This is a genomic window from Nostoc sphaeroides (assembly GCF_003443655.1).
Taxonomy (GTDB): domain Bacteria; phylum Cyanobacteriota; class Cyanobacteriia; order Cyanobacteriales; family Nostocaceae; genus Nostoc; species Nostoc sphaeroides.
Genome location: NZ_CP031941.1, coordinates 4,868,391 through 4,894,072, shown reverse-complemented (window position 1 = coordinate 4,894,072; position 25,682 = coordinate 4,868,391). Strand labels below are relative to the sequence as shown.

At 41.8% G+C, this 25,682-nt stretch carries 24 protein-coding genes and 1 tRNA gene; 10 read left to right on the top strand and 15 right to left on the bottom strand.

Translation table 11 applies throughout. The annotated features are described in order from the left end of the window. Window positions 1-300 precede the first annotated feature (300 nt). On the bottom strand, window positions 301-2,103 hold the full coding sequence (locus D1367_RS21805; RefSeq protein WP_118168215.1) for a GAF domain-containing sensor histidine kinase: 1,803 nt from the start codon (window positions 2,101-2,103) through the stop codon (window positions 301-303). 502 nt (window positions 2,104-2,605) lie between these two features. On the opposite strand from D1367_RS21805, the gene D1367_RS21800 reads away from it, so the two are divergent. Further along, window positions 2,606-3,532, top strand: a complete 927-nt coding sequence (locus D1367_RS21800) for a cobalamin-binding protein (RefSeq protein WP_118168214.1) — start codon at window positions 2,606-2,608, stop codon at window positions 3,530-3,532. Window positions 3,533-4,013: 481 nt separating this feature from the next. Here the strand turns inward: D1367_RS21800 and D1367_RS21795 are convergent, their stop codons facing one another. From D1367_RS21795 to D1367_RS21785, 3 genes are all read right to left on the bottom strand, one after another. Next, window positions 4,014-4,316, bottom strand: a complete 303-nt coding sequence (locus D1367_RS21795) for a TMEM165/GDT1 family protein (protein ID WP_118168213.1) — start codon at window positions 4,314-4,316, stop codon at window positions 4,014-4,016. A gap of 110 nt (window positions 4,317-4,426) precedes the next feature. Further along, a complete protein-coding gene (locus tag D1367_RS21790; RefSeq protein WP_118168212.1) occupies window positions 4,427-4,855 on the bottom strand; it encodes a TMEM165/GDT1 family protein in 429 nt (142 codons plus the stop codon). 100 nt (window positions 4,856-4,955) lie between these two features. Continuing rightward, entirely contained in the window at window positions 4,956-5,306 is a 351-nt protein-coding gene (locus tag D1367_RS21785; protein ID WP_118168211.1) for a YkgJ family cysteine cluster protein, read from the bottom strand. 262 nt (window positions 5,307-5,568) lie between these two features. On the opposite strand from D1367_RS21785, the gene psb30 reads away from it, so the two are divergent. Then, a complete protein-coding gene (gene psb30 / locus D1367_RS21780) occupies window positions 5,569-5,700 on the top strand; it encodes a photosystem II reaction center protein Ycf12/Psb30 (RefSeq protein WP_100902773.1) in 132 nt (43 codons plus the stop codon). A gap of 356 nt (window positions 5,701-6,056) precedes the next feature. On the opposite strand, the gene recJ is transcribed toward psb30, so the two are convergent. The 5 genes from recJ to D1367_RS31105 all read right to left on the bottom strand — a co-directional run bounded on the left by recJ (window position 6,057) and on the right by D1367_RS31105 (window position 11,911). Next, complete coding sequence (gene recJ / locus D1367_RS21775; protein WP_118168210.1) at window positions 6,057-8,147, bottom strand: single-stranded-DNA-specific exonuclease RecJ; 2,091 nt, start codon at window positions 8,145-8,147, stop codon at window positions 6,057-6,059. Window positions 8,148-8,349: 202 nt separating this feature from the next. Further along, window positions 8,350-8,775, bottom strand: a complete 426-nt coding sequence (locus tag D1367_RS21770) for a hypothetical protein (RefSeq protein ID WP_118168209.1) — start codon at window positions 8,773-8,775, stop codon at window positions 8,350-8,352. A 277-nt stretch (window positions 8,776-9,052) separates the two neighbouring features. Continuing rightward, window positions 9,053-9,784 carry a RadC family protein gene (gene radC / locus D1367_RS21765; RefSeq protein ID WP_118168208.1) on the bottom strand — a complete coding sequence of 244 codons (732 nt, stop codon included), beginning with the start codon at window positions 9,782-9,784 and terminating at the stop codon, window positions 9,053-9,055. Window positions 9,785-10,062: 278 nt separating this feature from the next. Further along, complete coding sequence (locus tag D1367_RS21760; protein WP_118168207.1) at window positions 10,063-11,001, bottom strand: phosphoribulokinase; 939 nt, start codon at window positions 10,999-11,001, stop codon at window positions 10,063-10,065. A 580-nt stretch (window positions 11,002-11,581) separates the two neighbouring features. Then, window positions 11,582-11,911 carry a hypothetical protein gene (locus D1367_RS31105; RefSeq protein WP_181984917.1) on the bottom strand — a complete coding sequence of 110 codons (330 nt, stop codon included), beginning with the start codon at window positions 11,909-11,911 and terminating at the stop codon, window positions 11,582-11,584. 55 nt (window positions 11,912-11,966) lie between these two features. On the opposite strand from D1367_RS31105, the gene D1367_RS21750 reads away from it, so the two are divergent. The 4 genes from D1367_RS21750 (at window position 11,967) to D1367_RS21735 (ending at window position 16,074) form a co-directional block, all read left to right on the top strand. Next, a complete protein-coding gene (locus D1367_RS21750) occupies window positions 11,967-12,629 on the top strand; it encodes a class I SAM-dependent methyltransferase (RefSeq protein WP_118168206.1) in 663 nt (220 codons plus the stop codon). 155 nt (window positions 12,630-12,784) lie between these two features. Beyond that, complete coding sequence (locus D1367_RS21745; protein WP_244944955.1) at window positions 12,785-14,161, top strand: AAA-like domain-containing protein; 1,377 nt, start codon at window positions 12,785-12,787, stop codon at window positions 14,159-14,161. A 132-nt stretch (window positions 14,162-14,293) separates the two neighbouring features. Then, a complete protein-coding gene (locus tag D1367_RS21740; RefSeq protein ID WP_118168205.1) occupies window positions 14,294-15,817 on the top strand; it encodes an AAA-like domain-containing protein in 1,524 nt (507 codons plus the stop codon). Between the two features lie 23 nt (window positions 15,818-15,840). Continuing rightward, a complete protein-coding gene (locus D1367_RS21735; protein ID WP_118168204.1) occupies window positions 15,841-16,074 on the top strand; it encodes a hypothetical protein in 234 nt (77 codons plus the stop codon). Between the two features lie 251 nt (window positions 16,075-16,325). Here the strand turns inward: D1367_RS21735 and D1367_RS21730 are convergent. The 3 genes from D1367_RS21730 to D1367_RS21720 form a co-directional block, all read right to left on the bottom strand. Further along, window positions 16,326-16,398: transfer RNA gene (locus tag D1367_RS21730), tRNA-Ala, on the bottom strand. A gap of 65 nt (window positions 16,399-16,463) precedes the next feature. Next, window positions 16,464-17,192, bottom strand: coding sequence for an HAD family hydrolase (locus tag D1367_RS21725; protein ID WP_118168203.1), 729 nt, complete (start codon window positions 17,190-17,192; stop codon window positions 16,464-16,466). Next, window positions 17,189-18,076 carry a class I SAM-dependent methyltransferase gene (locus D1367_RS21720; RefSeq protein WP_118168202.1) on the bottom strand — a complete coding sequence of 296 codons (888 nt, stop codon included), beginning with the start codon at window positions 18,074-18,076 and terminating at the stop codon, window positions 17,189-17,191. The genes D1367_RS21725 and D1367_RS21720 overlap by 4 nt, the downstream gene beginning before the upstream one ends. 508 nt (window positions 18,077-18,584) lie before the next feature. Between D1367_RS21720 and D1367_RS21715 the strand changes: the two genes are divergently transcribed. Together D1367_RS21715 and D1367_RS21710 are read left to right on the top strand one after the other, a co-directional pair. Then, on the top strand, window positions 18,585-19,766 hold the full coding sequence (locus tag D1367_RS21715; RefSeq protein WP_118168201.1) for an RtcB family protein: 1,182 nt from the start codon (window positions 18,585-18,587) through the stop codon (window positions 19,764-19,766). Between the two features lie 86 nt (window positions 19,767-19,852). Next, the gene (locus D1367_RS21710) at window positions 19,853-20,152 is read left to right on the top strand and encodes a hypothetical protein (protein ID WP_118168200.1); all 300 of its coding nucleotides are present in this window, start codon (window positions 19,853-19,855) and stop codon (window positions 20,150-20,152) included. 19 nt (window positions 20,153-20,171) lie between these two features. On the opposite strand, the gene D1367_RS21705 is transcribed toward D1367_RS21710, so the two are convergent. Beyond that, window positions 20,172-21,473: a dihydrolipoamide acetyltransferase family protein gene (locus tag D1367_RS21705; protein ID WP_118168199.1), complete on the bottom strand. Its 1,302-nt coding sequence runs from the start codon at window positions 21,471-21,473 to the stop codon at window positions 20,172-20,174. Between the two features lie 442 nt (window positions 21,474-21,915). On the opposite strand from D1367_RS21705, the gene D1367_RS21700 reads away from it, so the two are divergent. After that, on the top strand, window positions 21,916-22,386 hold the full coding sequence (locus tag D1367_RS21700) for a hypothetical protein (protein ID WP_118168198.1): 471 nt from the start codon (window positions 21,916-21,918) through the stop codon (window positions 22,384-22,386). 209 nt (window positions 22,387-22,595) lie between these two features. Here D1367_RS21700 and D1367_RS21695 read toward each other — a convergent pair whose 3' ends face one another. Both D1367_RS21695 and D1367_RS21690 read right to left on the bottom strand, forming a co-directional pair. After that, window positions 22,596-23,045: a YlqD family protein gene (locus D1367_RS21695; RefSeq protein WP_012412623.1), complete on the bottom strand. Its 450-nt coding sequence runs from the start codon at window positions 23,043-23,045 to the stop codon at window positions 22,596-22,598. 42 nt (window positions 23,046-23,087) lie between these two features. Continuing rightward, window positions 23,088-25,064 carry an AMP-dependent synthetase/ligase gene (locus D1367_RS21690; RefSeq protein WP_118168197.1) on the bottom strand — a complete coding sequence of 659 codons (1,977 nt, stop codon included), beginning with the start codon at window positions 25,062-25,064 and terminating at the stop codon, window positions 23,088-23,090. A 277-nt stretch (window positions 25,065-25,341) separates the two neighbouring features. Here D1367_RS21690 and D1367_RS21685 point away from each other — a divergent pair, with 277 nt between their 5' ends. Further along, on the top strand, window positions 25,342-25,587 hold the full coding sequence (locus tag D1367_RS21685; RefSeq protein ID WP_118168196.1) for a hypothetical protein: 246 nt from the start codon (window positions 25,342-25,344) through the stop codon (window positions 25,585-25,587). The last annotated feature ends 95 nt before the right edge of the window (window positions 25,588-25,682 follow it).

The window sequence follows — 25,682 nt, the reverse complement described above, 5'->3', positions numbered from 1 at the left end:
TTTTCAACCTGCTGTTAGTGCTGTTGTAAAGCACAAAGAATTCGCAGAGAGTTGACGGTTTCGGCAATACTTTAATGTCTATAACCTAATACTGAATATTTACTTAAATGTCTATACTTTAAGACATATCTTTACATTGTTGGCTGATAAATGTATATAAAAATACTTATCTTCGTGTAATTTTCATAGTTTCAGATCGATCGCAGTGATATCTGCGGCAGGTTATGCCTACGCTATGATGGGGATAAAGCGATCGCGTGGCGATCTTTCCACTACAAACCTTGAATTATTCACGCAGCTCTACTTATCTTGCTGATATCCTTCATTTTGCGCTGTTTGCATGTCAACTAGATTTGGTAGAAACAGAGTGAACTGACTACCTTCTCCTAAAGTCGATGTAACAGTTACATCTCCACCATGCAAACGCGCTAATTTGCGTGTTAAAGCTAAACCCAAACCAGTGCCTTCATACTGCCGATTTAACCGACTATCAAGCTGTTTAAACGGTTCAAATAGAAATTGAAGCTGATTTGAGTCAATCCCAATTCCAGTATCTGAAACTGTAAACGTTATCCCTTGCGGTACTTTTTTGACTACCAGCGATACCTGACCGGCTGGGGTGAATTTAATCGCATTGGTGAGCAGGTTGAGTAGCATTTGCTTAATGCGCCGTTCATCACCAATACAAATATCCTCTTCTACGTCAATTTTACAGGTGAGTTGCAATCCCTTTTCTGAGGCGCGATCGCGCACTGTCCAAATGGCATAATTACATAAATCTGATACTGGCAAAGGTGAGAGTAACAGTTCCTCTTTAGCTGCTTCTATCTTAGATAAATCAAGGATATCGTTAATCAGTGTCAGCAGATGTTCACCACTACTATATATAGAACTTACATATTCGTTCTGCTTTTCATTGAGAGAGCCAACTATTTCTTGTTGCAACAACTGCGACAAACCCATAATTGCATTGAGAGGTGTCCGCAACTCATGACTCATGGTTGCTAAAAATTCACTTTTTGCCCGACTGGCCGCTTCTGCTGCTTCTTGAGAGGCAAGAAGTTTCAACTCTGTTTCTTTACGTTCAGTAATGTTCTCAATCATCGCTAGAAAAAACTCAGGTTCACCATTGCTCCCTGGTATAACAGAAACAGAGATATGAGTCCAAACTAAGCTACCATTTTGATGCAGGCAGCGTCTTTCCATCTCAATCCGATGTCTTTCGGCAAACTGTTCCTGATATTTGTCGGGTTGGAAGCCTACCCTCGAAGTTCTTTTTAAGTCTGTGCGAATTCTTGACAGAAGTTGTTTGTAAAGTTTTAAATCTCCCCTTTGTGTGGAAATGTAATCTGTAAAGCGCTTGCCGGATAACTCTTCTCGGCTATATCCTAAAATCTCACACAGTGCCAGATTAGTATCGACTATCTGCGCTTTCATATCTATAAGTCCAATGCCGATAGAAGAACGCTCAAAAATCGCCCGAAATTGCGACATAGTGAGGCGCAATGCTTCTTGTGCGAAGTTTCGCTGCTTCGCTTCTATAGCCAACGTCACAAAATCTGCAATCGAGCCAGCAAAAGTCTCCTCCTCCAAAGTCCATTGGCGTTCTTCGCCTATGTGTTCGTGACACACTACGCCAACCATTCGACCCTCTAGCCAAATCGGTGCATCCAACAGGGATGTGATACCCCAAACTGAAAGATAAGATTCGGATAATTCTTGGGTTCTTATATCGTTTATGGCATCATCTACGGCAATGGTACGTTCTTCTTCTAAAGCCTGGAAATAAGTGGGATAATTTTTTTCTAAAAGTGAGTTACCAAAGCTATGCTTATTGGTGCTTACATCATATAAATCGATGCATTCAAGTTTTGAACGCTCTTGATTATATAACCATACACCAACTCGCTTCACCAAGAGCGTCCGAGCAGCAGTCTCTGTGATTTCCCTTAAGGCCGCATTAAGATCACCTTGCTGAAATGTCTTGCTTCTTGCCAGCTGTACCAGCGTCTGGCTTTGTTTTCGCCGACGATTTTCTTTGATTTGTAAAGCCTCTTGGGCCTGCTTGTGCTCTGTAATATCTCTAGCTGACACCACCTGCATTAGTTGACCTCAAGAAGAAATAATTTTACCTTGCAGTTCTATAGAAAAAGTAGAACTATCTTTGTATCACTACAACTACTGGATATGGTTTTTCACAACCGGAAAATATAATTTTTATAATCAAATTTTATGATTTTAGCTAACGAGTTCATAGCTAGATTTTGCTGATTAATTCTGTTAATTTATGGCGGTAATTTTTGCTAGGTGATAATTAGCAGTTCAAATCATTTTACTCTCAAGTAATTCTACTATAAAGTAATTCCACTCTCTCTCAAGTAAAGATACTGTTAATTAATATAATATTTTGAATTTCTGTCTGGGGAGTGGAAAAAATTTTATTAATCTTTAATGTTTAATTCTTAATCTTTAATTCTTAATCCCCAGTTAAATTTATTGCTTAGTGGTGACTAGCAAAACACCCTTGATTCTCCTAGAGAAAGATACCTAATGACTCAAATTCTGCAAAAATTAAGGTAACGGCAGGTTTTACGGAGGTGGAGCGATGACAGATAGTAATGTGAGAATTGTTTCCTTAATTCCCGGTGGAACAGAGATTTTAGCGGCACTAGGCTTGGTTGATGCTATTGTGGGGCGATCGCACGAATGCGATTACCCTCCAGAAATCCTCAATCGCCCCATTTGTACCGAAGCACGCTTAAACTCCAATGCCTCCAGCAGCCAAATTCACAATGAAGTGAACAATTTATTGCAATCTGCTCTCAGTATTTACCAAATCAAAACAGATGTTTTAGAGCAATTGCAGCCTACCCACATTCTGACTCAAGACCAGTGCGATGTTTGTGCTGTCAGCTTACAGGATGTTGAAAAGGCAGTTGCTACACTCATTGACAGTAAACCCCAGATTATTTCTTTACAACCCAATCTTCTGCAAGATGTTTGGGCTGACATTCAACGAGTCGGCAATACCTTCGAGGTAGACTCGGTTAAAGTTCTAGAGAACTTAGAAGCTCGCGTCAGAATTTGTCAACAAAAAGTCCAGGGACTTTCTTTAAATGAACTTCCCACTGTCGCCTGTATCGAGTGGACTGATCCTTTGATGGTAGCCGCCAATTGGATTCCTGAATTAGTTAACTTAGCAGGAGGACATTCTCTATTTTGCGCTACAGGTCAGCCTTCTCCTATTTTGCCGTGGGAAACACTAATAACAACCGATCCAGATGTAATTGTTTTTATGCCTTGTGGCTTTGATTTAAATCGGACTCGCCAAGAAGCCAATTTATTAACTCAACGTCCAGAGTGGGAAAAACTACACGCTACCGAAGCTGGTAGAGTCTACATTACTGATGGCAATTCTTACTTCAATCGTCCAGGGCCGCGACTGGTAGATTCTCTAGAAATTTTGGCAGAAATCTTGCATCCAGAAATTTTTCAATACGGCTACAAAGGAACCGGTTGGGAAACTTTGTAAAGAAGAATTCAGAAGTCAGGAGTCAGAATTCAGTATGAATTCGAGTCTGACTGGGTGATAAGCTAAAAAACATTTAATTTGCATAACCCTTATTAAATATAACTCTTGTGGGGTGGGCATCCTGCCCGCCCAGTATATGCAAGTTTATTTGTGGAACAGCTTATTATGTCCGCTTGATCGCTTATTAAACCTGGAGAACCCCACCCCGCCTGCGAGGAGGGATTCTTTTATTATGGGTAATTTGCCGGACATAAGGGACTTCCAAGTAAAAAAATATTCCATTGCTATTGTTCACTGTTGACCGTTGACGGTTCACTTTCAGTCAACAGTCAACAGTCAACAGTCAACAGTCAACAGTCAACGACTTGAATGTGGAATAATTTATTTTTTGGAGTTCCCTAATATGATATTAGTTTAAAACCTTCGGGGGTTCCAATCTCCCAGAAAGAGTAATTCTGATTCCTGGATTCTGAATTCTTCTTTAAGGTGTTTGTTCAGAATCCGTCGGTGGTTCATTGTTAAATAACAGCAGACGTGCAGCGAGGATGGCAAATCCCACAGCAGCGATCGCTTTTAACAAGCGTGTAGGTAATAATTCTGCTACTGCACCTCCTGCTAATGATCCCAACAGACTTGTCAACAGCAATGCGCCTGCTGCACCAAAAAATACTGCACGCGGAGAATTACTACGCCCTGAAAGTGCGATCGCCGCTAGCTGACTTTTGTCACCCAATTCTGATAAAAAAACTGTAATAAAGCTTAGTCCTAAAAGATGCCAATCCATATTATTAAGGGGGAATGGGGGAGATGTGGTTCGACTTCGCTCACCAACCGGGAGATGAGGGAGAATAACTACTAACTTCTAATTCTTAACTAGTAACTCCTAACTCCTAACTAACCTTGGAATACATCCCAAAAGAGCATTAGGGAAATCACTAACAACATTACGCCTGCTGATTTTTCTACAGTTTTTGGGCTGAGTCGGGTGGCTATCCAACTACCTAAAAGCACGCCTAATAAGCTGGTGGTTATCAGCGCCGCCGCCGAGCCGATAAATACCACCCACGGCGAATGAGATTCTGCACTCATTAACAGGGTGGATAGCTGAGTTTTATCTCCAATTTCTGCTAGAAAAATGGTTACAAAAGTCGTACCAAAAACTACTAGCGCTGATTGCTGCTTTTGGGGACTATCGGCAACTACAGGCTGAACTGGTTTGGCGATCGCAGGAGTTAAGTTAAAATCATTGCTGTCTTTGGGTTCTAGCTCGATCTCAGTCTGAGATATGCCAGAAATGTCCAAAGGAGCAGAATCAAGTTTCACAGGCAATAGTTTTGTTGCGAGGTTGTTTTCATATTTCTATCATATTCTCAGATTGTTGTAATAAATTGCAACTCCAGATACTAAAACCAGGAGTGGGAGTTCACAGCCCAACAGCTTTATTGAAGCGTAGTATTTCCAGACTGCGATCGCCGTATACTCCTTCTATTTGCTGGCGACAGCAGTCGATAGCAAAATCGTTAACTTCTTCTGGTTCAACCCCATACATATCTTGAAACACTTCTGATTCCACACGGCAGAAGCGCGGACGATTTTGGTAGATGCGACATTCTCGCGTGGTATGGTCGAAATTAACGCACCATCCGCCTTCGCCTACCATGCTGAGGTAGAGTTCTAGTTCTGGTGGAGAGAGGTACTCATCCAAATCTGGACGATCTGCTGGATCAAGATTACAGCAGGCTCCACATTGTTTTACACATTGCCAAGTTGACATTTTATATTGGGGAGTAGGAATTGGGGAGTAGGAGTTAGGAGTTAGGAGTGGGAGACAATGGGACAAGAGGTGAGAAGTTGCAACAAGTCTTTCCCAATGCCCAATACCCAATGCCCCATTCCCTCATTTTACGTTTTTATGTCTTTTCTTATAATTTTGTTAAGTAAATTAAATCTAGCAGGCCATAGCCAGATATGATCAATTTCGGGTTTTGTAATTAAGTTATTGAATTTTTTAAGACAATTGGGAGGAGAAAGGAAAAATGGACGCTTTGTTTAACGCTTTTACCAGTATTAATTGGGAAGTAATTTTCCAATTGCTGTCCGTGGGGCTAATTGTGATTGCTGGGCCAGTGGTAATCTTTTTGCTGGCATTTCGCAACGGCAACTTATAAGAGTTATGAGTGCTGATTCAGAGTTAGGAGTGAGGAGTTAGGAGTGAGGAATTAAATTTTATTCTCAACTCATAACTCATAACTCATAAATCAGCACTCACAGTGTCATAGTCACAAGTGTTAATAATTCAAAATTCAAAATCAAAGACATTTCAGATGGGGATTTAAACCCCGATGGTTCTTGAGCAGTTCGGTAAACTCACTGTAAGACCTGTCTTCCCCTACGGGGAAGCAAGCTACACTTAGCGTCCTGCTTTTTAAGGACTGAAACTGATGCTACATGTAAATGTAGGGGTCTTAAACCCTTTAATTTACGATAAGTTAATTAATAACTCCTAACTCCTAACTCCTAACTCTTAACTCTTAACTGATAACGCCTGAAGGGCAGCTTGAATAATACTGTCATACTGTGGTTGAGAAATATCAACTTCTTTGGCGTTTTGCCGATTAATTCCTAGCAAACCAATTATATGTCCTGGCTGCATAGCTAAAACTTTGCCTTCAGAGTTTTTAATTCTTAATTCTGCTTCAATACCGTTTTTATAGAAACCACAAGTATACTGTCGCTGGTTGTATTCAAAAGTTGTGCTTGACGGGGTAGGTGGCGAAGCAAAATATTGTTGAAGCTGAATTGGCAATCTGACACCTATTAACTCTAGCTCAATGGTGGTGTTACCGTTAAAGTAATTTTCTCGTAGTTTGTAAGCTACATCCACTCGCGGTGGTAAGCGGAAATAGTCGCCCCAACGCCAAGCGATCGCTTTAATTTTATACTCTTGATTATCGACATTTTGGGCAATTGTCAGCTTAATGTGGCCCTTACCGACGATTTTTTGCTCAACCACTTGAACATTAGGTGTCCAGAAAACTGGATCGGGGTTGTCCATACCGCAGGGGTGCAGAGCATTAAGCTGTTGATAAAGCTGCTGATTGATGTGATTGAGGTTGACTTCGGCATCAATTTTGAGCAGAGGCTTGAGATGTTGGGGTTCAAGACACTGGTTAGCAAACTCAATCAAACGCGATCGCACCATCTCTAAATTATCTGCGGGTAGAGAGAATCCCCCGGCTGCTTTGTGTCCACCAAATTTCCCTAGTAAATCATGACAATATTCCAAAGCTTCAAACACATGAAACTCTGGAATTGAGCGTGCAGAACCACGTATATGTCCCTCATCCTCATAAGTCCCGATGAACACGGGAACGCCGTAGCGTTCCACCAGGCGGGAGGCGACAATCCCAATAACGCCATGATGCCAATTGGGTTGAACAACAATTAATACACGGTCATCTTGTAAAGACGCGATATATTGCGTCTCTACATAAGCGATCGCTTCTTGTTCAATTTGCTGACACATCTCTTGGCGACTGGCATTTATTTGTTCGCATTGCATTGCTCTTTCTAGCGCCACCCCCATATCATCTGTAGTCAGCAATTCAATCACAGTCTGGGGATTACCAATTCGACCAATAGCATTAATTCGTGGCCCCAGGCGAAAACCGATATCTTCAGGCTTTAGCGATTTTGGATTTTGGATTTTGGCTTTTGGATTGGCGATTTTCTCTTCTGCTCCCTCATCTCCCCTCGCCTGTACGCCGCCTACCTGAATTAACGCCTGCACTCCGGGTAAGTTTGACTTGGGTAAATGCTGTAAACCACGTTTCACCCAACGGCGATTTACACCAGTTAAGGGGGCCAAATCTGCGATCGTTCCCAGTGTAAATAGTGCTAGCATCGGCTGAATCAAGCCCTTAGTCTCTCCTAGCTGTTGCGCTAGAGACACTGCCAAAATGTAGGCGACACCAACACCAGCAACACCCCGATAAGGTGAGGATTCAGCTATTAGTTTAGGGTTGAGAATAGCGTTAGCTGGCGGTAATTTTTGAGGTATATCATGATGGTCGGTGATAATCACTGCAACACCAAGTTCTCTAGCTCTAGCAACTGGTTCAAACGCAGAGATGCCATTATCTACAGTGAGAATTAGCCCTACACCTTCGCTGTGAAATTCTTCAACTATGCGTTTATTAATACCGTAACCTTCGTGCATCCGGCTGGGAATAGCATAATCTACTTGTGCGCCTAAAGTGCGGAGACTACGCAAAAGTAGAGCCGTGCTGGTCATCCCATCAGCATCATAATCACCACAAATAGCAATTTTTGTTTGAGAAGCGATCGCATTTTGCAATAACTCTAAACTAATCGCCAAATCTGGGAAATCTTCTAACGGCGAAGGTAAAACTAAGGACTCTGGATTTAAAAATGCTTGTACCTGTTCTGGGGTTTCCATACCCCGATTAATCAACAACTGGCTGACAATGGGTGAAATGTTTGTCAAAGCTGCCAGATTTTGGGCAAATTCTGGTTTTTGTGGATAAATTTGCCAGCGCTGATCGGGTAAGCGCCTGGTAGGTTTTGATAGCTCAGATATAGGTCGGTCTAGCACAGTACAAGTTAGAAATTAGGAGTTAGGAGTTAGGAGTTAGGAGTTAGAAATTAGGAGTTAGAAATTAGGAGTTAGAAATTAGGAGTTAGAAATTAGGAGTTAGAAGTTGGAAATTAGGAGTTAGGAGTTAGAAGTTTTTAATTAAAAGTTATTTCTTAACTCATAACTCATAACTCATAACTCATAACTTTTAACATTTCTGTTAAAACACGTTGATTCTACCATCATCCATAATATATAACGAGCGATCGCCTGGAGAGCGCCAAGTCGGACGGAGTTCCAGCCGCAATGTGCCAAAGTTAAGTTTCGATACAATTGCTTGTAGTGACAAACCCTTTTCACTCCAAAATATCAAAGATGTATTTGGATCTGTACCCTCTATTTGTTCTAAATTTAATTTCTGCCCTGGACTCAAAGAAATTGCACCAGTCCCAGAGGGTTTTTGGATTTTAATCAGGTTTGGTGTGCTATTTACGACTTCAACTCTGATGTGTTGCCCAGGTGTAAACTGAATTGGGCGAGAACCACACTTAGAAGCACAAGTTCCAGCTAAAGTATTGCTGGGATTATTGATTGATGCAACTACAATGCTTGCTGCAACTAAAGCAAATGAAAAAGGCTTAAACATAATACACAGTATAACTACTAAACTGAAATATTACTTTAAGTTAAGACTATTAAGCCTCAGCATATTTTCCAGAATTAAGCTAATGCAAAGCAACATCAGTTCATCATTCTTTGATAAGCCATTTAATCGTGATTTAGCCAGTCCTTGAGTTGTTGAGTCACTACTGGGTGCCATGTTGCTTCGCTATGCTAGTTGGACTGGTGTAAGTGTGCTTTTACCCCCTGGATGACTAAATAACGTAATTGCGAATTGCGAATGGGCGAAAAAGCGAATTGGTTTAATCCCCCTGCGGATGCTCATCCCACAAGGTTGTTATTTCCCGTAAACTTTGGTGATTGCCATTGCCCAAAATCAGATGATCTAGTACCGGAATGCCCAAAAGCTGCGCCCCTACTAACAACTGACGCGTCAATTCTATATCTTCCTGGCTGGGTTCAAGGTTTCCAGAAGGATGGTTGTGGGCAACTATTACCCGCGTTGCACCTTGACGAATAACTTCCCGAAAAATATCACGGGGAGAGGCTAGGGTTTCGGTTGCTGTGCCAATAGTAATCACTTGCGTACCCAATAAGCGATTCTTAACATCTAATAGCACCACTGCAAAACGTTCTTGTATTTGCCACATCAAATCTTGACTGAGGGTAGCAGCAGCAGCAAGTGGACTATCAATTAATGTGCCATCGTTGGGGCGGGATTGAAAGGCGCGTTTACCCAATTCAATTGCTGCTAAGATACTTGTCGCCTTGGCTGGGCCAACACCAGAAATTTGCATCAACTCAGCAGGGCTAACTTCTCGCATAACTGCCAAAGGATCGCGTTGGTGTTTGCCTAATTCGCTCAAAATATATTGTCCCAAACCCACAGCCGATAGTTTTCCTGGGCCTTGACCGGTGCCTAGAAGAATTGCGATTAATTCTGCTGTGGCTAAAATTTTGGCACCATGCGTCATTAATCGCTCACGCGGACGCTCATTTGTAGGTAGGTCGGCAATTCTGAGGCAATAGGTCATAGAAAACTCAGAGAATAGTCATCAAAGATGGAACTATCTTTATTTATCCCTTGTTTGCTCTCAAAATCATCTTTATTTGAGAAAATCTTTAATTTTAGGAAATTTTCTCTATTTCTGTACATTACTCAACCATTTAGCCGTTTGCAAAGTGCCTTTCCAAAGAACGCAACAAAAGCTTATAGCTGCTGTACAGCCTGCTAAACAAGAAATCGCTGAGGGAACAGCTAAATTTCCTAATTCCCTACTCCCCACTCCCCATTCCCCACTCCCTATCCCAGTTATTGATAAATTTGCGTTGCTTTGAGCATGTGGTAGGTAATTATTAACTGAGTCAAAGCCAAGGGGTAACTTTGCAGTGTTTCTCCAGTTGTACCAGCAATTTTACCCAGTTCGGGATTACTTTCGCGATCGCAAATACTTCGTAAATGGGGCATATCAGAACAAATAATATGCTCTAGCTTATTCACCTGTTCTAAGGTTGCATGACCATCAACTTCTAAGACATCCACCGGCTTACTCATATCTCTGTCTAGTCCCAGGCGGATTGCTGATTCAGAATCACCATAGCCAGAGTTGATAATCTGGGTAAAATCTGGGTGGGGAATTGTCGGACGTAGTACCAAACGCACATTTAAATGTCCATTGGTTTCATCATCTTCCCCGATGGGTGGGTAGAAACTAATTACTATATCAGACCATTGCCGTTGCGGACGAATAAATTGTGCTGAATCTGGTTCGCGTTTTTCTAATTCTGCTAATACCTGTTCATCTGTGTAGCCGCGCTTTTGGGTATCCCGTTTAACTTTCCACTTAGTGCGTAGTTCTTCAGGAGGTGCAAGGTAAACTTTCACGTCGTAAGAATCACGAGCAGCACGAGTAGAATAACCGAGTAATCCCTCAATAATCACGAATTTATTGGGCTTGATATACTGCGGTGGCTCGAATGTGCCGGTTTTATGGCTGTAAACTGGTTTAAGAATTGGCTGTCCTGTGCGTAGCAACGACAGGTGTTGCTGCATTATATCTAAGTGGTTGCAGTCCGGGTGGAGAGCGGTGATGCCAATATCTGCACGCTGTTGGCGATCGTAACGGTGATAATCATCTGTGCATATCAGCGTAACATTTTCTGGGCCGAGTACCTGGGCGATTCCTCGCGTTAGTGTTGTTTTCCCAGCTGCGCTGTCGCCTACAATACCAAGAATTATTGGACGGCTCATCATACCTCCCAGAATACAAGCAAGTTTAGTAATAAAATTTTCCTACAATAGTTTTTATTCTAGAAGGGTTTAGGCAAGTAACTCAAACAAAGGGTTGGTATGCAATATCTCTACATATATAGAATGTCTGTGCGATGCCTACGGTGGTCACTGAGCCTGTCGAAGTGCGGTAAACTACACTTTTGGCACAATAATTACAATCTATAACAGTCCGCTTTGATTTTTGAAATTATTTGTGTAGACAGGGAGTGGGGAGTGGAGAGTGGGGAGTGGGAAAGAGGCGTTGCTGATTCCATGTATGAAAATGATTTTGCATAATACCAAAATCTTTGTAGAGACGTAGCAGTGGTACGTTTCTACATCTAGATTTTACGCAAGGCGTTATCATGTTCTTTGAGGTTTGGCATGATCTAATACCAATTCAATTAATGATTGCAACACATCCTTGGGTAAAGACGCGATGAATCGCGTCTCTACAGATGGTCTATTTGTCGCATTCTTTTTTCAAATTGGTATAAATATCCTGAGCGTAGGCGCAGCCCGTCGTAGACATCGCTTTGCTTATCAAACCGAGTTGCATTTAAAGATAATTTTTGACTTCTAAAAAATTGTTGGCGAGTATCAAAGACTCGTCCACGAGTATCAAAGACTCATCCACGAGTATCAAAGACTCATTCACGAGTATCAAAGACTCATCCACGAGTAAAAAAGACTCATTCACGAGTATCAAAGACTCATTCACGAGTATCAAAGACTCATTCACGAGTATCAAAGACTCATCCACGAGTATCAAAGACTCGTTCACGAGTATCAAAGACTCGTTCACGAGTATCAAAGACTCGTTCACGAGTATCAAAGACTCATCCACGAGTATCAAAGACTCGTTCACGAGTATCAAAGACTCGTTCACGAGTATTAAAGACTCATCTACGAGTATTAAAGACTCATCCCCAATCCCCGATATTATGACAACTCAAACATTAGGACTCGAACAAAACCTCTATGACTACTTACTATCAGTCTCTTTGCGAGAACCAGAGATTTTAACCCAACTGAGACAAGAAACAGCCCAGTATCCAATAGGGAGAATGCAGATTGCTCCCGAACAGGGGCAATTTTTGGCGTTATTGGTGCAGTTGTTGGGAGCTAAGAAAACTTTGGATATTGGGGTATTTACAGGTTATAGTTCCCTGGTGGTGGCATTGGCGCTACCTAGCGACGGTAAAGTGGTAGCCTGTGATGTGAGTGAGGAATTTACAGCGATCGCTCGGCGCTATTGGCAGCAAGCAGGAGTGGCGGATAAAATTCAACTGCACATTGCCCCAGCTTTGGAGACTTTGGATCGGCTACTGGCAACAAAAGAGGCGGAAACCTTTGATTTTGCTTTCATCGATGCAGATAAGAGCAACTATGATGGTTATTATGAGCGATCGCTACAATTAGTGCGTCCGGGAGGACTGATTGCGATCGATAATGTCCTGTGGTCAGGTAAGGTGGCCGACCCCGAAGTGCAAGATAATAGAACTAAAAAGATTCGTGCCTTTAATCAAAAGCTGCATCAAGACCAGCGAGTTAGTCTTAGTTTAGTAGCGATCGCAGATGGCTTAACTCTGGCACTGAAGAAGTAATGTCTCTGAATCCCCATTTCTCTATTTGTTAGAAACCCAGAAGTGTCTTTAATTTTGAACTTTGAATAATGAAATTGTTAATCGGTTGTATATTATTACTAGACCAAAGTGAATAAATGCCTCTATTAACTGTTTAACCTTTAATATTAATATTCGTGGAAGATATTCTGCAAGCAGTAGAAAGAATTTTGCAAGACAAGCCTCTTGCTTCCATTCAATGTTTTGTGCTATCTCAATCGTGGTTGGGCAAAACTTACGATGAAATGGCAGAGGTATCAGGCTACCGCAACAATTACATCAAGGAAGTTGGCTCTGAGTTGTGGCAAGACCTTTCTGTTGCGCTTGGAAAGAAAATAACGAAAAAAAATCTACATTTAGCTTTGGATAAATACCTCCAAGAGAAGATAACTGATCGGGAGAATCAGAGCCAAGAAAAGTTGGGCGAAGAATCTAGCTTAGAAATGGTTTCTCCAGACTTGTCTTTAGCAAGCAAGATCGAATTTCCCAGCGGCCCTGTACCACTAGGTTCTCCTCTTTACATCAATCGCCCTCCTCTAGAAGAACTTGTTTGTAACGAGATTTTACACCCTGGTTGCTTAATCAGAATCAAAGCACCGAGAAAAACCGGAAAAAGTTCTCTGCTGAACCGGATGATTACTTATGCTAAAGAGCAAGGTTATCAAATTGCCTATTTGGACTTTCAAGAAGCTGACGAAGATATTTTTGCTTCTCTGGATAAATTTTTGCGTTGGTTTTGTATCTATATCAGCAGGCAATTAAATCTCCTTCCTTGTCTAGATGATTTTTGGGATACGGAAATGGGTAGCAAGGTAAGCTGCAAAATCTATTTTGAAGCATATCTACTGCAATACATTAAGCAAAGTCCTGTAGTTTTGGCTTTGAATGAAGTCCATCGAGTTTTTGAACATCCCAATATTGCCCAAGACTTTCTGCCAATGCTGCGATTTTGGCACGAAAAAGCAAAGCAGGATCAAATCTGGCAAAAACTCCGAATGGTGGTAGTTCACACCACAGAAATTTATATTCCACTCAAGCTAAACCAATCGCCTTTCAATGTCGGGATAACAATTACGTTGCCGCCGTTTACCCTCAATCAGGTACAGAATTTAGCATTAGCTTACGGGCTACATTGGGCAGCAGACTCCGAAGGGGCAAAACGCCTTGTACCCTTACAAGCAATGGTAGGAGGACATCCCTATTTGGTGAGTCTGGCGCTTTATCATCTATGTCATGAAGAAATAACATTAGAGATGTTACTAGAAAGCGCATCTACACCAGTGGGAATTTACAGTCAGCATTTACGAGAACTGTTGAGCTTACTCCAAAAAGAACCAGAATTAATGTCAGCGATGGAAAAGGTAATTGCAACAGATGAAAAAGTGGAGCTAGACGCGATCGCTGCTTACAAGCTAGAAAGTATGGGTTTGGTTCAATTAAACGGCAATCAAGCTCACGCAAGGTGTGAGTTATATCGCTTTTATTTTAGCCAACAACTGGGACGCTCAGGGTAATAATAGTTCTGGTAAACTGTTGCAAGATAAATAATCAAAATACTTGTTCTCATTCTTAATAGAAATTTTTTCAATTATTTTGATCAAAATTAATTTATGAAAAATGAGAACTAATTTAAAATTTTCAATCAAATGAACAATTATCGATACCAAGTTGGTGGAACCCTGACAACAGACGCTCCTAGCTATGTTGAGCGCAGAGCGGATGTGGAACTGTACGAAGCCTTGAAACAGGGAGAATTTTGCTACATCCTGAGCAGTAGGCAAATGGGCAAATCCTCACTTATGGTAAAAACAAAGCATCGCTTTCAACAAGAGGGCTTTAAATGTGCCACCGTTGATATGACTAATATTGGTTGTGAAAATATAACTCCAGAGCAGTGGTATAAGGGATTTGTAGGTGATTTATGGTTGAGTTTTAAACTGTTAGGTAAAGTCAATTTAAAAAACTGGTGGCAAGAACAAAATGATATTTCTTTGGTTCAGAAACTCAGTCGATTTATTTCCGAAATTCTGTTAGCTCAGTTTCCTAACGAAAGACTATTTATTTTTATTGATGAAATTGATAGTATTCTCAGTCTCGATTTCTCTGTTGATGACTTTTTTAGCTTGATTCGCTTTTGTTATAACCAACGAGCAATTGATCCAGAGTATCATCGGATTACATTTGCAATTTTTGGTGTTGCGACACCTTCAGATTTAATTCGATATCGAAATAATACTACCCCGTTTAATATTGGTAAAGCTATCCAAATAAATGGGTTCACATTTCAAGAAGCTCAACCATTATCTTTGGGGTTAGATATTAAAAATAATCATCCCCAGAAAGTTTTGAAAGAAGTATTAGCATGGACAGAAGGACAACCATTTCTTACTCAAAAGCTGTGTCGGCTACTTGTCAGTTTATCTCAAAATGATATGAGTAGAATGCTAAAAATACCCACTGGCGCAGAAGAATTTTGGATAGAAAGTGTGGTGCGATCGCACATCATCGAAAAATGGGAATCACAAGATGAACCAGAGCATTTACGGACAATTAGCGATCGCATCCTGGGAAACGAACAAATTGCCGCCAGATTGCTGGGAATTTATCAACAAATTCTCCAAGGAGTGAAAGTCCCAGCCGACGATAGTCAAGAACAGGTAGAACTGTTGCTGTCTGGTTTGGTAATCAAAAAGCAAGGTTTTCTCAAAATCAAAAATCGAATTTATCAAGAAGTTTTCAATTTAGAATGGGTTGGAAAAAAATTAGCTTACTTGCGCCCCTACTATGAAACCTTCAATGCATGGATAGCTTCAAAAGAAAAAGATGAATCTCGCTTATTGCGGGGACAAGCCTTAATTGATGCTCAAACTTGGGCAAATGGCAAAAGCTTAAGCAACTTAGATTATCGATTTTTAGCTGCTAGTGAAGAATTAGATCGGCGAGAAATGCAGCACGCATTAGAAGCCGAACGCGCCAAAGAAATTGAAGTACGACTTGCAGAACAACAAAAAAGGCTGATTCAACAAAAGAAAACTGCTACAATAGTGACACTTTTGCTCGTAGGTATGACAATCAAGTTGGTAATTTCTATAGTGTGGGGAGTGTCGCTTTTACGAAAGATTGATGCTTTAGAATTACAGTTAAAATGTAACCATGTGTCCATTAAATAATTATTGTCAGTTTTAAAGAATTAATGACAACAGTTTTCACGGGTGGGGTTTCTAAAGCCCTCCCGCTAGGTGGTGGGTTGAAAGAAGCTTGCTCTATCTTTGGCGGAGTCAGGGGTTCGGAGTTTCCACAGCCCTCGCGTTGGTGGTGGGTTGAAGTTATTATCAGTGGTTTGAAAGGAGCGCTGCGATCGCACGTAAAACGCAGCTATATAGTAGTGGAGCCTCTGCTTGGGTGTAAACAGCAAAACAAGAGGTAGTATATTTTTGTAATTAGACTGCAAATAAAGGGCTTTAAAGCTACTCTGGTAATTCAATAACCTTGAGCCTGCTGTAATAATTAAATTAGTAACCATATATTTAGCCGAGGTTTACAGGCTAATTTTGGACAATAATTCTTTAAAATTGATTTGATTGCTGAAAGCACCGAAAATACGTAACTTATGCGCCTGAACTTGCAAAAAATGGACATTAATTCTTTAAAACTGACAATAATTATTTAATGGACAAATGGAGAATAACGGATTTGAACCGATGGCCTCTGCGGTGCGATCGCAGCACTCTACCAACTGAGCTAATTCCCCAAAATCTGTGCAAAGTCAAGAGTAATATTACTCATTAACTCAATACACCATCACCATATAGTATTCTAACATTCAGTTGCCGATGGCTGAGGCTGTTTTTGAGAATAAACCTTCTGCACGCGTTGGAGTTCCAAATCACTGAGATAATCAACAGTCCAGTTACAGCAGCGCTGGAGCATGTGGAATGGGTAAGTATTGGCTACACCGACAACTTGCATGTGCGATCGCTTCGCCGCTTCGATACCTGCTGGAGTATCTTCAATTGCGAGACACTCGTGTGGTTGCAGATTCAATTCAGGATATTCTTTATTTAGGCGTTTTACTGCCAGTAAATAACCATCGGGTTCTGGTTTACTGGTGGTGATGTCATCACCCGCGACGATAATTTTAAAATATTCAGTTAGTTTAGCGCGATTCAGTACCAATTCTATTTCTTGGCGAATCGCGCCACTAACTAATCCTAGTTTCAGATTCCGCGATCGCACCTGATATATTAAATCTTCTACGCCTGGATATAAAGGCAGTTTCTCGATTTTCTCTAGTTCCACCACATAGGCTTGGGCTTTGCGGTACAGCAACTGAGTTAAATAGCTTTCGTTAGCGACTCTACCACGATTAGCGAGTAGTTGCCCAAAACAAGCGCGATCGCTGCGTCCTAAAGAAGCTTGACGCTCACTCACCCGTTGGGGTTGGAGATTTTCTTCAATGAGAATCTCATCTATCAGTTGCAGGTGGATTGGCTCATCGTTAATGATGACACCATTAAAATCAAAGAGAACTGCCTTTAAACTCATGCGATTATGCCAAATGCGGGAGATCCAAGTCCCTCCAAATTATTATTATCTACTGATGTGGGAGTGTAACGACGGACATTTTCAGTTGCGATCGGTTTAACGCCGCCAGTTACCTGATTTATCCACCATACATCGTGCGATCGCACAGCTTCAAATCCGGCTGCACCCATATTTGCCTCTACGCTACCAGCAGCATACTCACGAATATATGGCTCCTCAAAGACATCATTAAGCCATTCTAACTGACGCAGAGTCTTCTGATTCCCATCTAGAATTAGTACTTGCCCTCCAGCTACCAGCAACCGGAAGCTTTCCCGCAGAATTGCTAGGGACACCGCATCTGGTGTTTCGTGGAATAGCAAAGAAGCTGTCACTAAGTCAAATGTTGCATCTCTGAAACCAGTTTTTTCAGCATTTCCGTGTCGCCAGACTATATCTAAACCAGCATTTCTAGCTTTATCTTCTGCCCTTACCAGCATATATGGTGATAAATCCAAACCAATAACTTCCGCTTCGGGGAAAGCTTGCTTTAGCATTAAAGTAGTGGAACCTGTACCGCAGCCTAAATCGAGTATGCGTCGTGGTTTTACCTTGACGGCATCAATTAAAGCCTGACGGACAATAGTTTCATTAGGCGGTACTACATATTGGGTAATTGGATCGTAACTAACTGCTGCACCGTAATTGAGATATCCGCCTGCAATCCCGTGAAAATTTTGACTGCTGTAGTACGCCGGAATTATCACATCATCTCGTCGATAGCGATCGCACTCTTTCTCCCAGTCAATACTATCAGCGTAACGCCGTAATCCATCTTCATCAATCAAAAGACGCACTACAGGGGATAAAAAACGTTCCCAGATTGTATCTTGACGCACTGCCATATTCTGTCAGAACTTTAAGGGGCTATTTAACAGAGGAATTTTCTTTACAAATTTTAATACATTTGATAAGCATCTGCTTTCACTCTGTGGTAGTGGGTTGACGTTTGTAATCTTATTTGTTACGCTTGTACTACAATCAGTAGTTCTTCAAATTCACGAAAATTGAGCAAGCCAAATTAAAGACAATACAATTTTTAAATTGCTACAACTAACTAGTGGTCTGTCCCATTGATTTTGAGGGGCTGCTAGATCCCCGACTTCTTTAAGAAGTCGGGGATCTGAACATCACTAACCTCTCAAAACTTTTGGGACAGACTACTAGTAGTATGTCAAGTTTAAATTGATGGGTAAGCAAGTTCGTAGGAAAAACTTTAGCCATTATTTTATAAGCACTAAAGTGCTTACTACAAACCTTGGAAAAGTACTAGATAATGGGTTATGAACCATACAGATAATTATCAGTACAATCTACCCAATCTAAAATTTAAAATCCAAAATAAAAAAAATTATGCCCTACGAAAAGTTAGAAATTACCACACCAGCACCCGTCTTCTCTTGGGCAAATCACTCTTTGGGGCCAGAAGAAACCAAGATGGCCAAGAATGTGGCATCATTACCATTTGTGTTTAAGCATGTCGCATTAATGCCAGATGTTCACTTAGGGAAAGGTGCTTTAGTTGGTTCTGTAATTGCAACCAAAGAGGCAATTATACCCGCAGCTGTCGGTGTGGATATTGGTTGCGGAATGAGCGCTATCAAAACATCATTTACCGCCGCACAACTCGAAGGTAAACTGAAGAAAATTCGCCTGGATATTGAAGCAGCAATTCCGACTGGATTTAACGAAAACAAAGACGTTGAAAAATCTGTCAGCAACTGGCAACACTGGGATGATTTTAAAGACTTGCATCGCGGTGTGCAAGACCTACAAAGTAAAGCAATGAAACAGATGGGTTCTCTGGGTGGAGGAAACCATTTTATTGAAGTGTGCCTTGATACAGAGAATCAAGTTTGGCTGATGCTGCATTCTGGTTCGCGTAACATCGGCAATAAACTCGCCCAGTGTCATATTCATACAGCCAGAGAATTAGCAAGGATGGCTGGTAATAAATTGCCTGACCCTGATTTGGCTCATTTTGTCGCTGGTACGCCAGAATTTCAAGCATACTGGCATGATTTGCAATGGTCACAAAACTATGCGCGTGTCAACCGTGATGTGATGATGGCGCGTTTTAAGCACATAGTTGAGAAGCATTTAGTCGGTGGGAAGGCAACTAAACCTTTATTGCAGGTTAATTGTCATCACAATTACGCCGAAAAAGAAGTGCATTTTGATGAGGATGTTTACGTTACTCGTAAAGGTGCAGTCCGCGCCCAGACTGAAGATTATGGGATTATTCCGGGTTCCATGGGGGCAAAGTCTTTCATCGTTAAGGGTAAAGGTAATGCCCACAGTTTTTGTTCTTGTTCTCACGGTGCAGGGCGTTTGATGTCTAGAAATAAGGCTAAAAATGTCTATACACTTGATGATTTGATAGAGCAAACAAATGGTGTGGAATGCCGCAAAGATGAGGGCGTGTTAGATGAAATTCCTGGTGCTTATAAACCGATAGAACAAGTTATGGAAAATCAAGCGGATTTGGTTGAAGTTGTAGCGACGCTTAAGCAAGTTCTTTGTGTTAAGGGATAAGTTTGTCGGGTGGGTAATGCCCACCTTTTTTATTTTTTAAACGCAGAGGGACGCTGAGGTAAGCGCAGAGGTACGCTGAGGAAGAAATGATTGTTTTAAGTGAATCGACTGAACAAATAGAGCCATCTGCCAGCGCTAGCGAAAATAAATTAATGGCTGAAGCTGCCCAATTATTAGGATTTCCTGTGTTTGTCAAAGGCGCAGTTCAATCTATAAAAATGCAAGGATGGAAATCTTGTGTAGCGAATAATCTGGAGGAATTAGTCAGACTGACAGAGTGGTTATTAAAACTTAAAGATCGTTCACGAGGTAGAGTTATTAAGTATTGTTTGTTGTTAGCGCTACTCTACGAAAAACTGCTGTTCGCTGATAGCGCTAACATTTAAATTTGGTGTCTTTTCAAAATTACATTGTCAAAGATTGAGGATTTGTCTCAATCAATTTCGCTAAATCTTGCAAGAACGCCGCAGCATGGGCACCATAAATAATCCGGTGGTCAGAAGTAATATTTACTTGCATTTGTTGGCGCACGCCAAATAAACCGTCAGATGTTGCTACTACTTGCGGGCGGGATGCCCCGATCGCTAAAATTGAACCTTGTCCAGGCGGCAAAATCGCATCAAATTTATCCACGCCAAACATCCCCAAATTGGACAGGGTAAAAGTACCACTGTTGTATTCTTGGGGCTGTAGTTGTTTTGCCCTGGCACGTTCTACCAAAGACTTCCAAGTACGCGATAGAGAATATATATCAACTGCGTCTGCATTTTGCAGCACAGGTGTAATTAATCCGCCATCATCCATCGCCACAGCTACAGAAATGTTGATATCAGAATGATAAACAATACCCTGGTCTGAGTAACTAGCATTTAACAATGGGTGTTTTTGCAACGTTACCGCTACAGCTTTCGCCAGTAGCGCTGTCATTGTCACACCTTTGGATTTAATTTGTTTATAAAGTTTGTCTAACCCATCAGTAGTAATTGTATAACCGACACGGAAGACGGGCACGGATATGGTAGCTACCATGTTCCGCACTACCGCATTTTGGAAGGTAGTTAGAGGCACGATTTGACCAGGAACAGCCGCTACTGCTGGCGCGGGTGCGGGTGTGCGAGGTGCTGGGGGTGCAACTGGGGCGCTGGTTGGTACAGGCGCTGGTGGGGCAACTGGGGCAGGTGCAGGTTGCTTGCCCTGATTAGACAATGCTTCCACATCTTCAGCGACAATGCGACCGTGGGGGCCACTGCCTTGGAGTGTAGTTAAATCAACTTTGAGTTCTTTGGCTAATTTGCGGGCCCGGGGTGAAGCTACAAGCCTTCCTTCTTTGTGGTTAGACCCGTTTTGAGACGCTAAGGCAGGTGTGGCAGCTGAAGCTGTGGCGGGGACTGGTTCAGGGGAAGAGGTAGTAGTAGCAGCCGCGCCGCCGGAATTGGCAAGAGATTTAGCCTGTTCAATTTCAGCTTCCGTTTCGGCGATGAAGGCGATCGCAGATCCTACGGGGGCAGTTTCACCAGCTTCAACTATGATATGAGCAAGAAAGCCTTCATAAAAGGTTTCTACATCCATATCTGCCTTATCTGACTCTACAACCACCACTGTTTCGCCTTTTTCCACTTTGTCCCCTGGCGATTTCACCCAGGAAACGATTTTGCCTTCCGTCATGGTGGAACTCAGCGCCGGCATAAATACTTCGTGAATGCTCATAGGGTGGTTTGGGAATCAATGGTTTATGGACTTTAACAGCTTTTATCAGATCGAATTGTATCTTGGTGGGAGAGTTTTGGACTGGAGATTTTATATTTTAATTGGGGAGTAGGGAGTGGGGAGTGGGGAATGGGGGGGAGTTCCTAACTCCTAACTCTTGTACAGACGCGATTAATCGCGTCTCTCCAGGAACCTAAATATAACTTAGAGGTCTATAATACAGAGCTATGCTCGATGGTTAGCCAATATCTCGATCTCGTTTTAGTCGTTGACTTGGAACAACCATCACGAGTTTCTCACAGATTAAATGGGATTGCTATTTATATTCCTCATAACCACTGCTTAAGATACAGGAGCTTCTCACAGGTAGAGGATATAGGATACAGTTCAATCTAGAATTCAAAATTGGTCATAAACCTATTTGAAATTCCTGTTTACTTTTATGTCGGCAAAGTTGAAATTCTTTTTGATTGTGATACTAAGTATCTTTGCGACTGCTAGCGCTGGAGTTTATATTATCCAGGGCCAGCCATTTGCACCGATTGTTGAGACTACTGATGTACAAACCCAGCAAGTGGCAGCAATACATCAGTCTCAAGAGGTTGTGGCATACTCAGAGCGTTCCGATTATAAAACCATAGCTTTAGAAAAGCTCACCTCATCTCTCCAAGGTAGTGATCCTGCTACCCTCGCCCTGAATGCCTTTGACGACATAGCATCAGTGGGAGGAACGCGAAAGGTAGAGGTAGCTTATCCACAACGAAATCAAGCCCTTGTGACGATTACGCAAATCAAGGGGGGTGATGATTCAGTTGGTATTAAATATCGAGTTGAGATGACTACTTTTGGGCGATCGCTTTTTATTAGCTCACCTCCAGTCTGGCAAATTGTTTGGGCCGGAGTGAGGAGTTAGTTAGGAGTTAGGAGTGAGGAGTGAGGAGTTAGTTAAGAGTTAGGAGTGAGGAGTGAGGAGTTAGTTAGGAGTGAGGAGTGAGGAGTTAGTTAGGAGTTAGGAGTGAGGAGTGAGGAGTTAGTTAAGAGTTAGGAATTTAAACTCATAACTCATAACTCATAACTCATAACTCATAACTCATAACTCCTAACTCCTAACTTATAACTTTATTAAATGTCGCCGCGAATTTCTTCGACAACGCCATCGCGCAAGACGATTTCTACCTGCATTTTACTAATCAGGTTATCACCGATCTCTACCCGGAAAAAGCCTTCCATTTGGAATTGGTTGACTTCTTGATCTTGCTGAAGAAACTGCACTTGCTGGAGGTTTTGCAGCAATTGATTTTTCTGCTCTAGAAATTCACTTTTCTTTTGATTGACTTGGAGTTGGATATTATCAATTTGTTGAAGAGTCTGGGGGCCTGGTGGTTGCAGACTCTGCTTTTGAATTGCCGCGATCGCTCTTTGTCCTTCTACGTCTAGCTGTTGCAGTTGCTGATCGAGTTGATTGATTTGCGTTTGCAGCTGCTGTTGTACTTCCTCTTTCCAGAGGGGAGTAACAATAACTTTGACGTTAACGACGCGTTTCAGGAGCAAGTTAGATTTGGAGACATCCATAAATATTTCACGTTCACTCTTACTAGTTGGGAGGTGGAATGATTAGGCAAACATGCCGTCAATAATATCGTGATAGCGTTCCGTAACGACGTGTCGGCGAACTTTTAGTGTTTGTGTCATCAAGCCATTTTCGATGGAAAACGGTTCCAGAATCAGTCTAAACGTTCCAATGCGGTCATCCGGTCGATAACCTGGACGATTTTGTACTTCCCGATTTAATTCTTGGCGAAATAAATCCTGGATCATTCTACTCTCCAAGTCAATTTTTTGACTAGGTGAAGAAGCAACCGCATCATTCTGCGTATCCAGTGTCAAATTCTGACTTGCTGCCCATTTTTCTAAGGCTTCGACATTGGGGACAATTAAGGCTCCCAGGCTGCGCTGATCTTGCCCGACGAGCATAATTTGATCGATATATGGCGATCGCAAACACACATCTTCAATTGGCTGTGGTTCGATGTTTTCGCCGTTAGTCAATACAATCGTATCCTTTGCTCTGCCAGTTAGCACCAAGTCGTCTTGTGGTGTCAGCCAACCCAAATCGCCGCTATCAAACCAACCTTCAGCGTCAATTGCTTTCGCTGTCGCTTCGGGATTTTGGTAATAGCCTTGCATAATCTGCGGCCCCCTCAACAATACTAAGCCTCGCTTTTCTACTGGTAGAGGCGCTTTTGTCTCAGGATCTACGATTTTAGCTTCTGTAGCGGGTAGTGGTTGCCCTGATGCACCAATCAAATTTCGCCAAGGACGCCGCACATGGGTAACAGGAGAAGTTTCTGTCAAGCCATAACCTTGCAAAATCTGGACACCAATAATTTCAAAGAAATTATCTATGTGTCTGGGAAGCGCACCGCCGCCGCTAATCATCTGCTTAACTTGTCCTCCTGTGGCTTCGCGCACTTTGGCATAAACCAGTCGTTCTCCCAAGGCATGGAGGGGTAATAAAGCTGATGCTTGGATTTTAGCTGTTAATCGTTCGATCGCTGAAGCATGAAGATTATTTAAATCCAATCCTTGAGCAACTCGCCGCGCTTTGATATATTTCTCGCTATTGCCCAATAAAAAGTTAATTAGGCGTTGTTTATTGGCTGGTTGCTCACGGAACTGCTTTTGCACTCCTTCATAAATCGATTCCCACAGGCGGGGTACACCCACCATGTAGTTGGGTTTAAATTGTCTCAAATCTGCTTTCACAGAGCGCAAGTTGGTATAAACTTGCGTGCAACCTTGAGATAGTAAATAATATTCAACAGTTCGTTCATAACTGTGCCAGGAAGGTAGGATACTGAGAACCATATCGCCCGCATTTGGTTGCAATACTGTGCCAAAGGTTGTCACTTGGTGCATCAAGTTACTATAAGACAGCATTACACCCTTAGGTTTACCTGTGGTGCCAGAGGTGTAAATTAAGGTTGCTAGAGCATCACGATTTTGCTTGACTGGCACAAAATTATGATTTTTCCCAATTTCGATCAACTGGGCAAAATTTAGCACCTTTAGGGTTTCGTTTGTCGGTGGTGCTTCATCCGAAAGTAATATTACCAGATGAATTGGTAAATCTTTGAGACGGTCTTGCAGTTTTTTAAGTGTCTTTAGATCCTCAACTACTATTGCCGTACTGCCACTATTAGCAATGATAAACAGTAGTTCTTCTTTTTCCGCTTGGGAGCTACGTACCGCATCAACCGCTCCAGCAGTCATTATGCCTTGATCGGCAATAAACCAGCGAGGACTGTTGTCAGCAATTAAGGAAATGCGATCGCCTACCTTTATTCCTAACGCCTGCAATCCAGCAGCAAATAGTCGCATTTGCTCTGCCAACTGGGTATAAGTAATTGCTACTTCTGGTTTAGCATGAGGGTTACGGAGGGCGACAACATCACCAAATCGTCCAGCTGCCAAAGGCCAAATTTCTGGCAGCGATTCCACATTTGTGTAATCTACCAACCGCTTTAATGCCTCGCGTTCTTGTTGACTAATGTTAGATAAGAAAGAAGACGCGGTTTGGGTTTTTGACATAACACCTTACCTAAATATCGTAAACTAATCGTAATTCTTAGCTTATTTTGTTATTACGCTACAATAACCTTCCTTATTATCCACATTCTCTTCTGTGTATGATAATTCCAGGAATTCCACGTTTATATTTACAAAAATTTATGTTAAAGTTAATTTACATAGACTGCAAGCAATGATTGTGTTTGCAGCTAAGAACAGCGATGTTTACGATGGTCACGAGCGCAGCCGAAGTGCGGGCTATTCGGCGTCGCCTACGTTTCACAGGAGATGATTACCTATGAATTTGATAGACGCTATACTGCTAACGCTGCTCAACATTGCTGCTTGCATGGCGTTTCCTAAGCTTTTAGCTCTTTTTATGGCTGAGAAAACCAAACTTACAGAAACGTTGCCGAATGCTTCTAAATTGCAAGCAGCTAAAATTCAAGTTACCAGTTTTCCTTATTGTACAGCTTACCAATTGACAGGCAGTCAATTCTGTAAATTTAGTCCTGATTTTTGTCCTAATTGTTCTCCGAATTGATGGACTATTTATTTGCCAGTAAAAATTACTCGGTACTTAATATTAGCTTTAAATTCACTCTTTAAGAGAGATTAATTGCTAATTACCTATAGGAA

What these genes read in the sequence shown, in the direction of transcription:
- D1367_RS21750 (WP_118168206.1), top strand. Translation starts at nt 11,967, where the DNA reads ATGACAACTCAAACATTAGGACTCGAACAAAACCTCTATGACTACTTA.
- radC (WP_118168208.1), bottom strand. Translation starts at nt 9,784, where the DNA reads ATGACCTATTGCCTCAGAATTGCCGACCTACCTACAAATGAGCGTCCG.
- D1367_RS21725 (WP_118168203.1), bottom strand. Translation starts at nt 17,192, where the DNA reads ATGAGTTTAAAGGCAGTTCTCTTTGATTTTAATGGTGTCATCATTAAC.
- D1367_RS21690 (WP_118168197.1), bottom strand. Translation starts at nt 25,064, where the DNA reads ATGTCAAAAACCCAAACCGCGTCTTCTTTCTTATCTAACATTAGTCAA.
- D1367_RS21710 (WP_118168200.1), top strand. Translation starts at nt 19,853, where the DNA reads ATGATTGTTTTAAGTGAATCGACTGAACAAATAGAGCCATCTGCCAGC.
- D1367_RS21795 (WP_118168213.1), bottom strand. Translation starts at nt 4,316, where the DNA reads ATGGATTGGCATCTTTTAGGACTAAGCTTTATTACAGTTTTTTTATCA.
- D1367_RS21740 (WP_118168205.1), top strand. Translation starts at nt 14,294, where the DNA reads ATGAACAATTATCGATACCAAGTTGGTGGAACCCTGACAACAGACGCT.
- D1367_RS21715 (WP_118168201.1), top strand. Translation starts at nt 18,585, where the DNA reads ATGCCCTACGAAAAGTTAGAAATTACCACACCAGCACCCGTCTTCTCT.
- D1367_RS21785 (WP_118168211.1), bottom strand. Translation starts at nt 5,306, where the DNA reads ATGTCAACTTGGCAATGTGTAAAACAATGTGGAGCCTGCTGTAATCTT.
- D1367_RS21805 (WP_118168215.1), bottom strand. Translation starts at nt 2,103, where the DNA reads ATGCAGGTGGTGTCAGCTAGAGATATTACAGAGCACAAGCAGGCCCAA.
- D1367_RS21800 (WP_118168214.1), top strand. Translation starts at nt 2,606, where the DNA reads ATGACAGATAGTAATGTGAGAATTGTTTCCTTAATTCCCGGTGGAACA.
- D1367_RS21685 (WP_118168196.1), top strand. Translation starts at nt 25,342, where the DNA reads ATGAATTTGATAGACGCTATACTGCTAACGCTGCTCAACATTGCTGCT.
- D1367_RS21705 (WP_118168199.1), bottom strand. Translation starts at nt 21,473, where the DNA reads ATGAGCATTCACGAAGTATTTATGCCGGCGCTGAGTTCCACCATGACG.
- D1367_RS21720 (WP_118168202.1), bottom strand. Translation starts at nt 18,076, where the DNA reads ATGGCAGTGCGTCAAGATACAATCTGGGAACGTTTTTTATCCCCTGTA.
- D1367_RS21760 (WP_118168207.1), bottom strand. Translation starts at nt 11,001, where the DNA reads ATGAGCCGTCCAATAATTCTTGGTATTGTAGGCGACAGCGCAGCTGGG.
- D1367_RS21695 (WP_012412623.1), bottom strand. Translation starts at nt 23,045, where the DNA reads ATGGATGTCTCCAAATCTAACTTGCTCCTGAAACGCGTCGTTAACGTC.
- D1367_RS21700 (WP_118168198.1), top strand. Translation starts at nt 21,916, where the DNA reads ATGTCGGCAAAGTTGAAATTCTTTTTGATTGTGATACTAAGTATCTTT.
- D1367_RS21770 (WP_118168209.1), bottom strand. Translation starts at nt 8,775, where the DNA reads ATGTTTAAGCCTTTTTCATTTGCTTTAGTTGCAGCAAGCATTGTAGTT.
- psb30 (WP_100902773.1), top strand. Translation starts at nt 5,569, where the DNA reads ATGGACGCTTTGTTTAACGCTTTTACCAGTATTAATTGGGAAGTAATT.
- D1367_RS21735 (WP_118168204.1), top strand. Translation starts at nt 15,841, where the DNA reads ATGACAACAGTTTTCACGGGTGGGGTTTCTAAAGCCCTCCCGCTAGGT.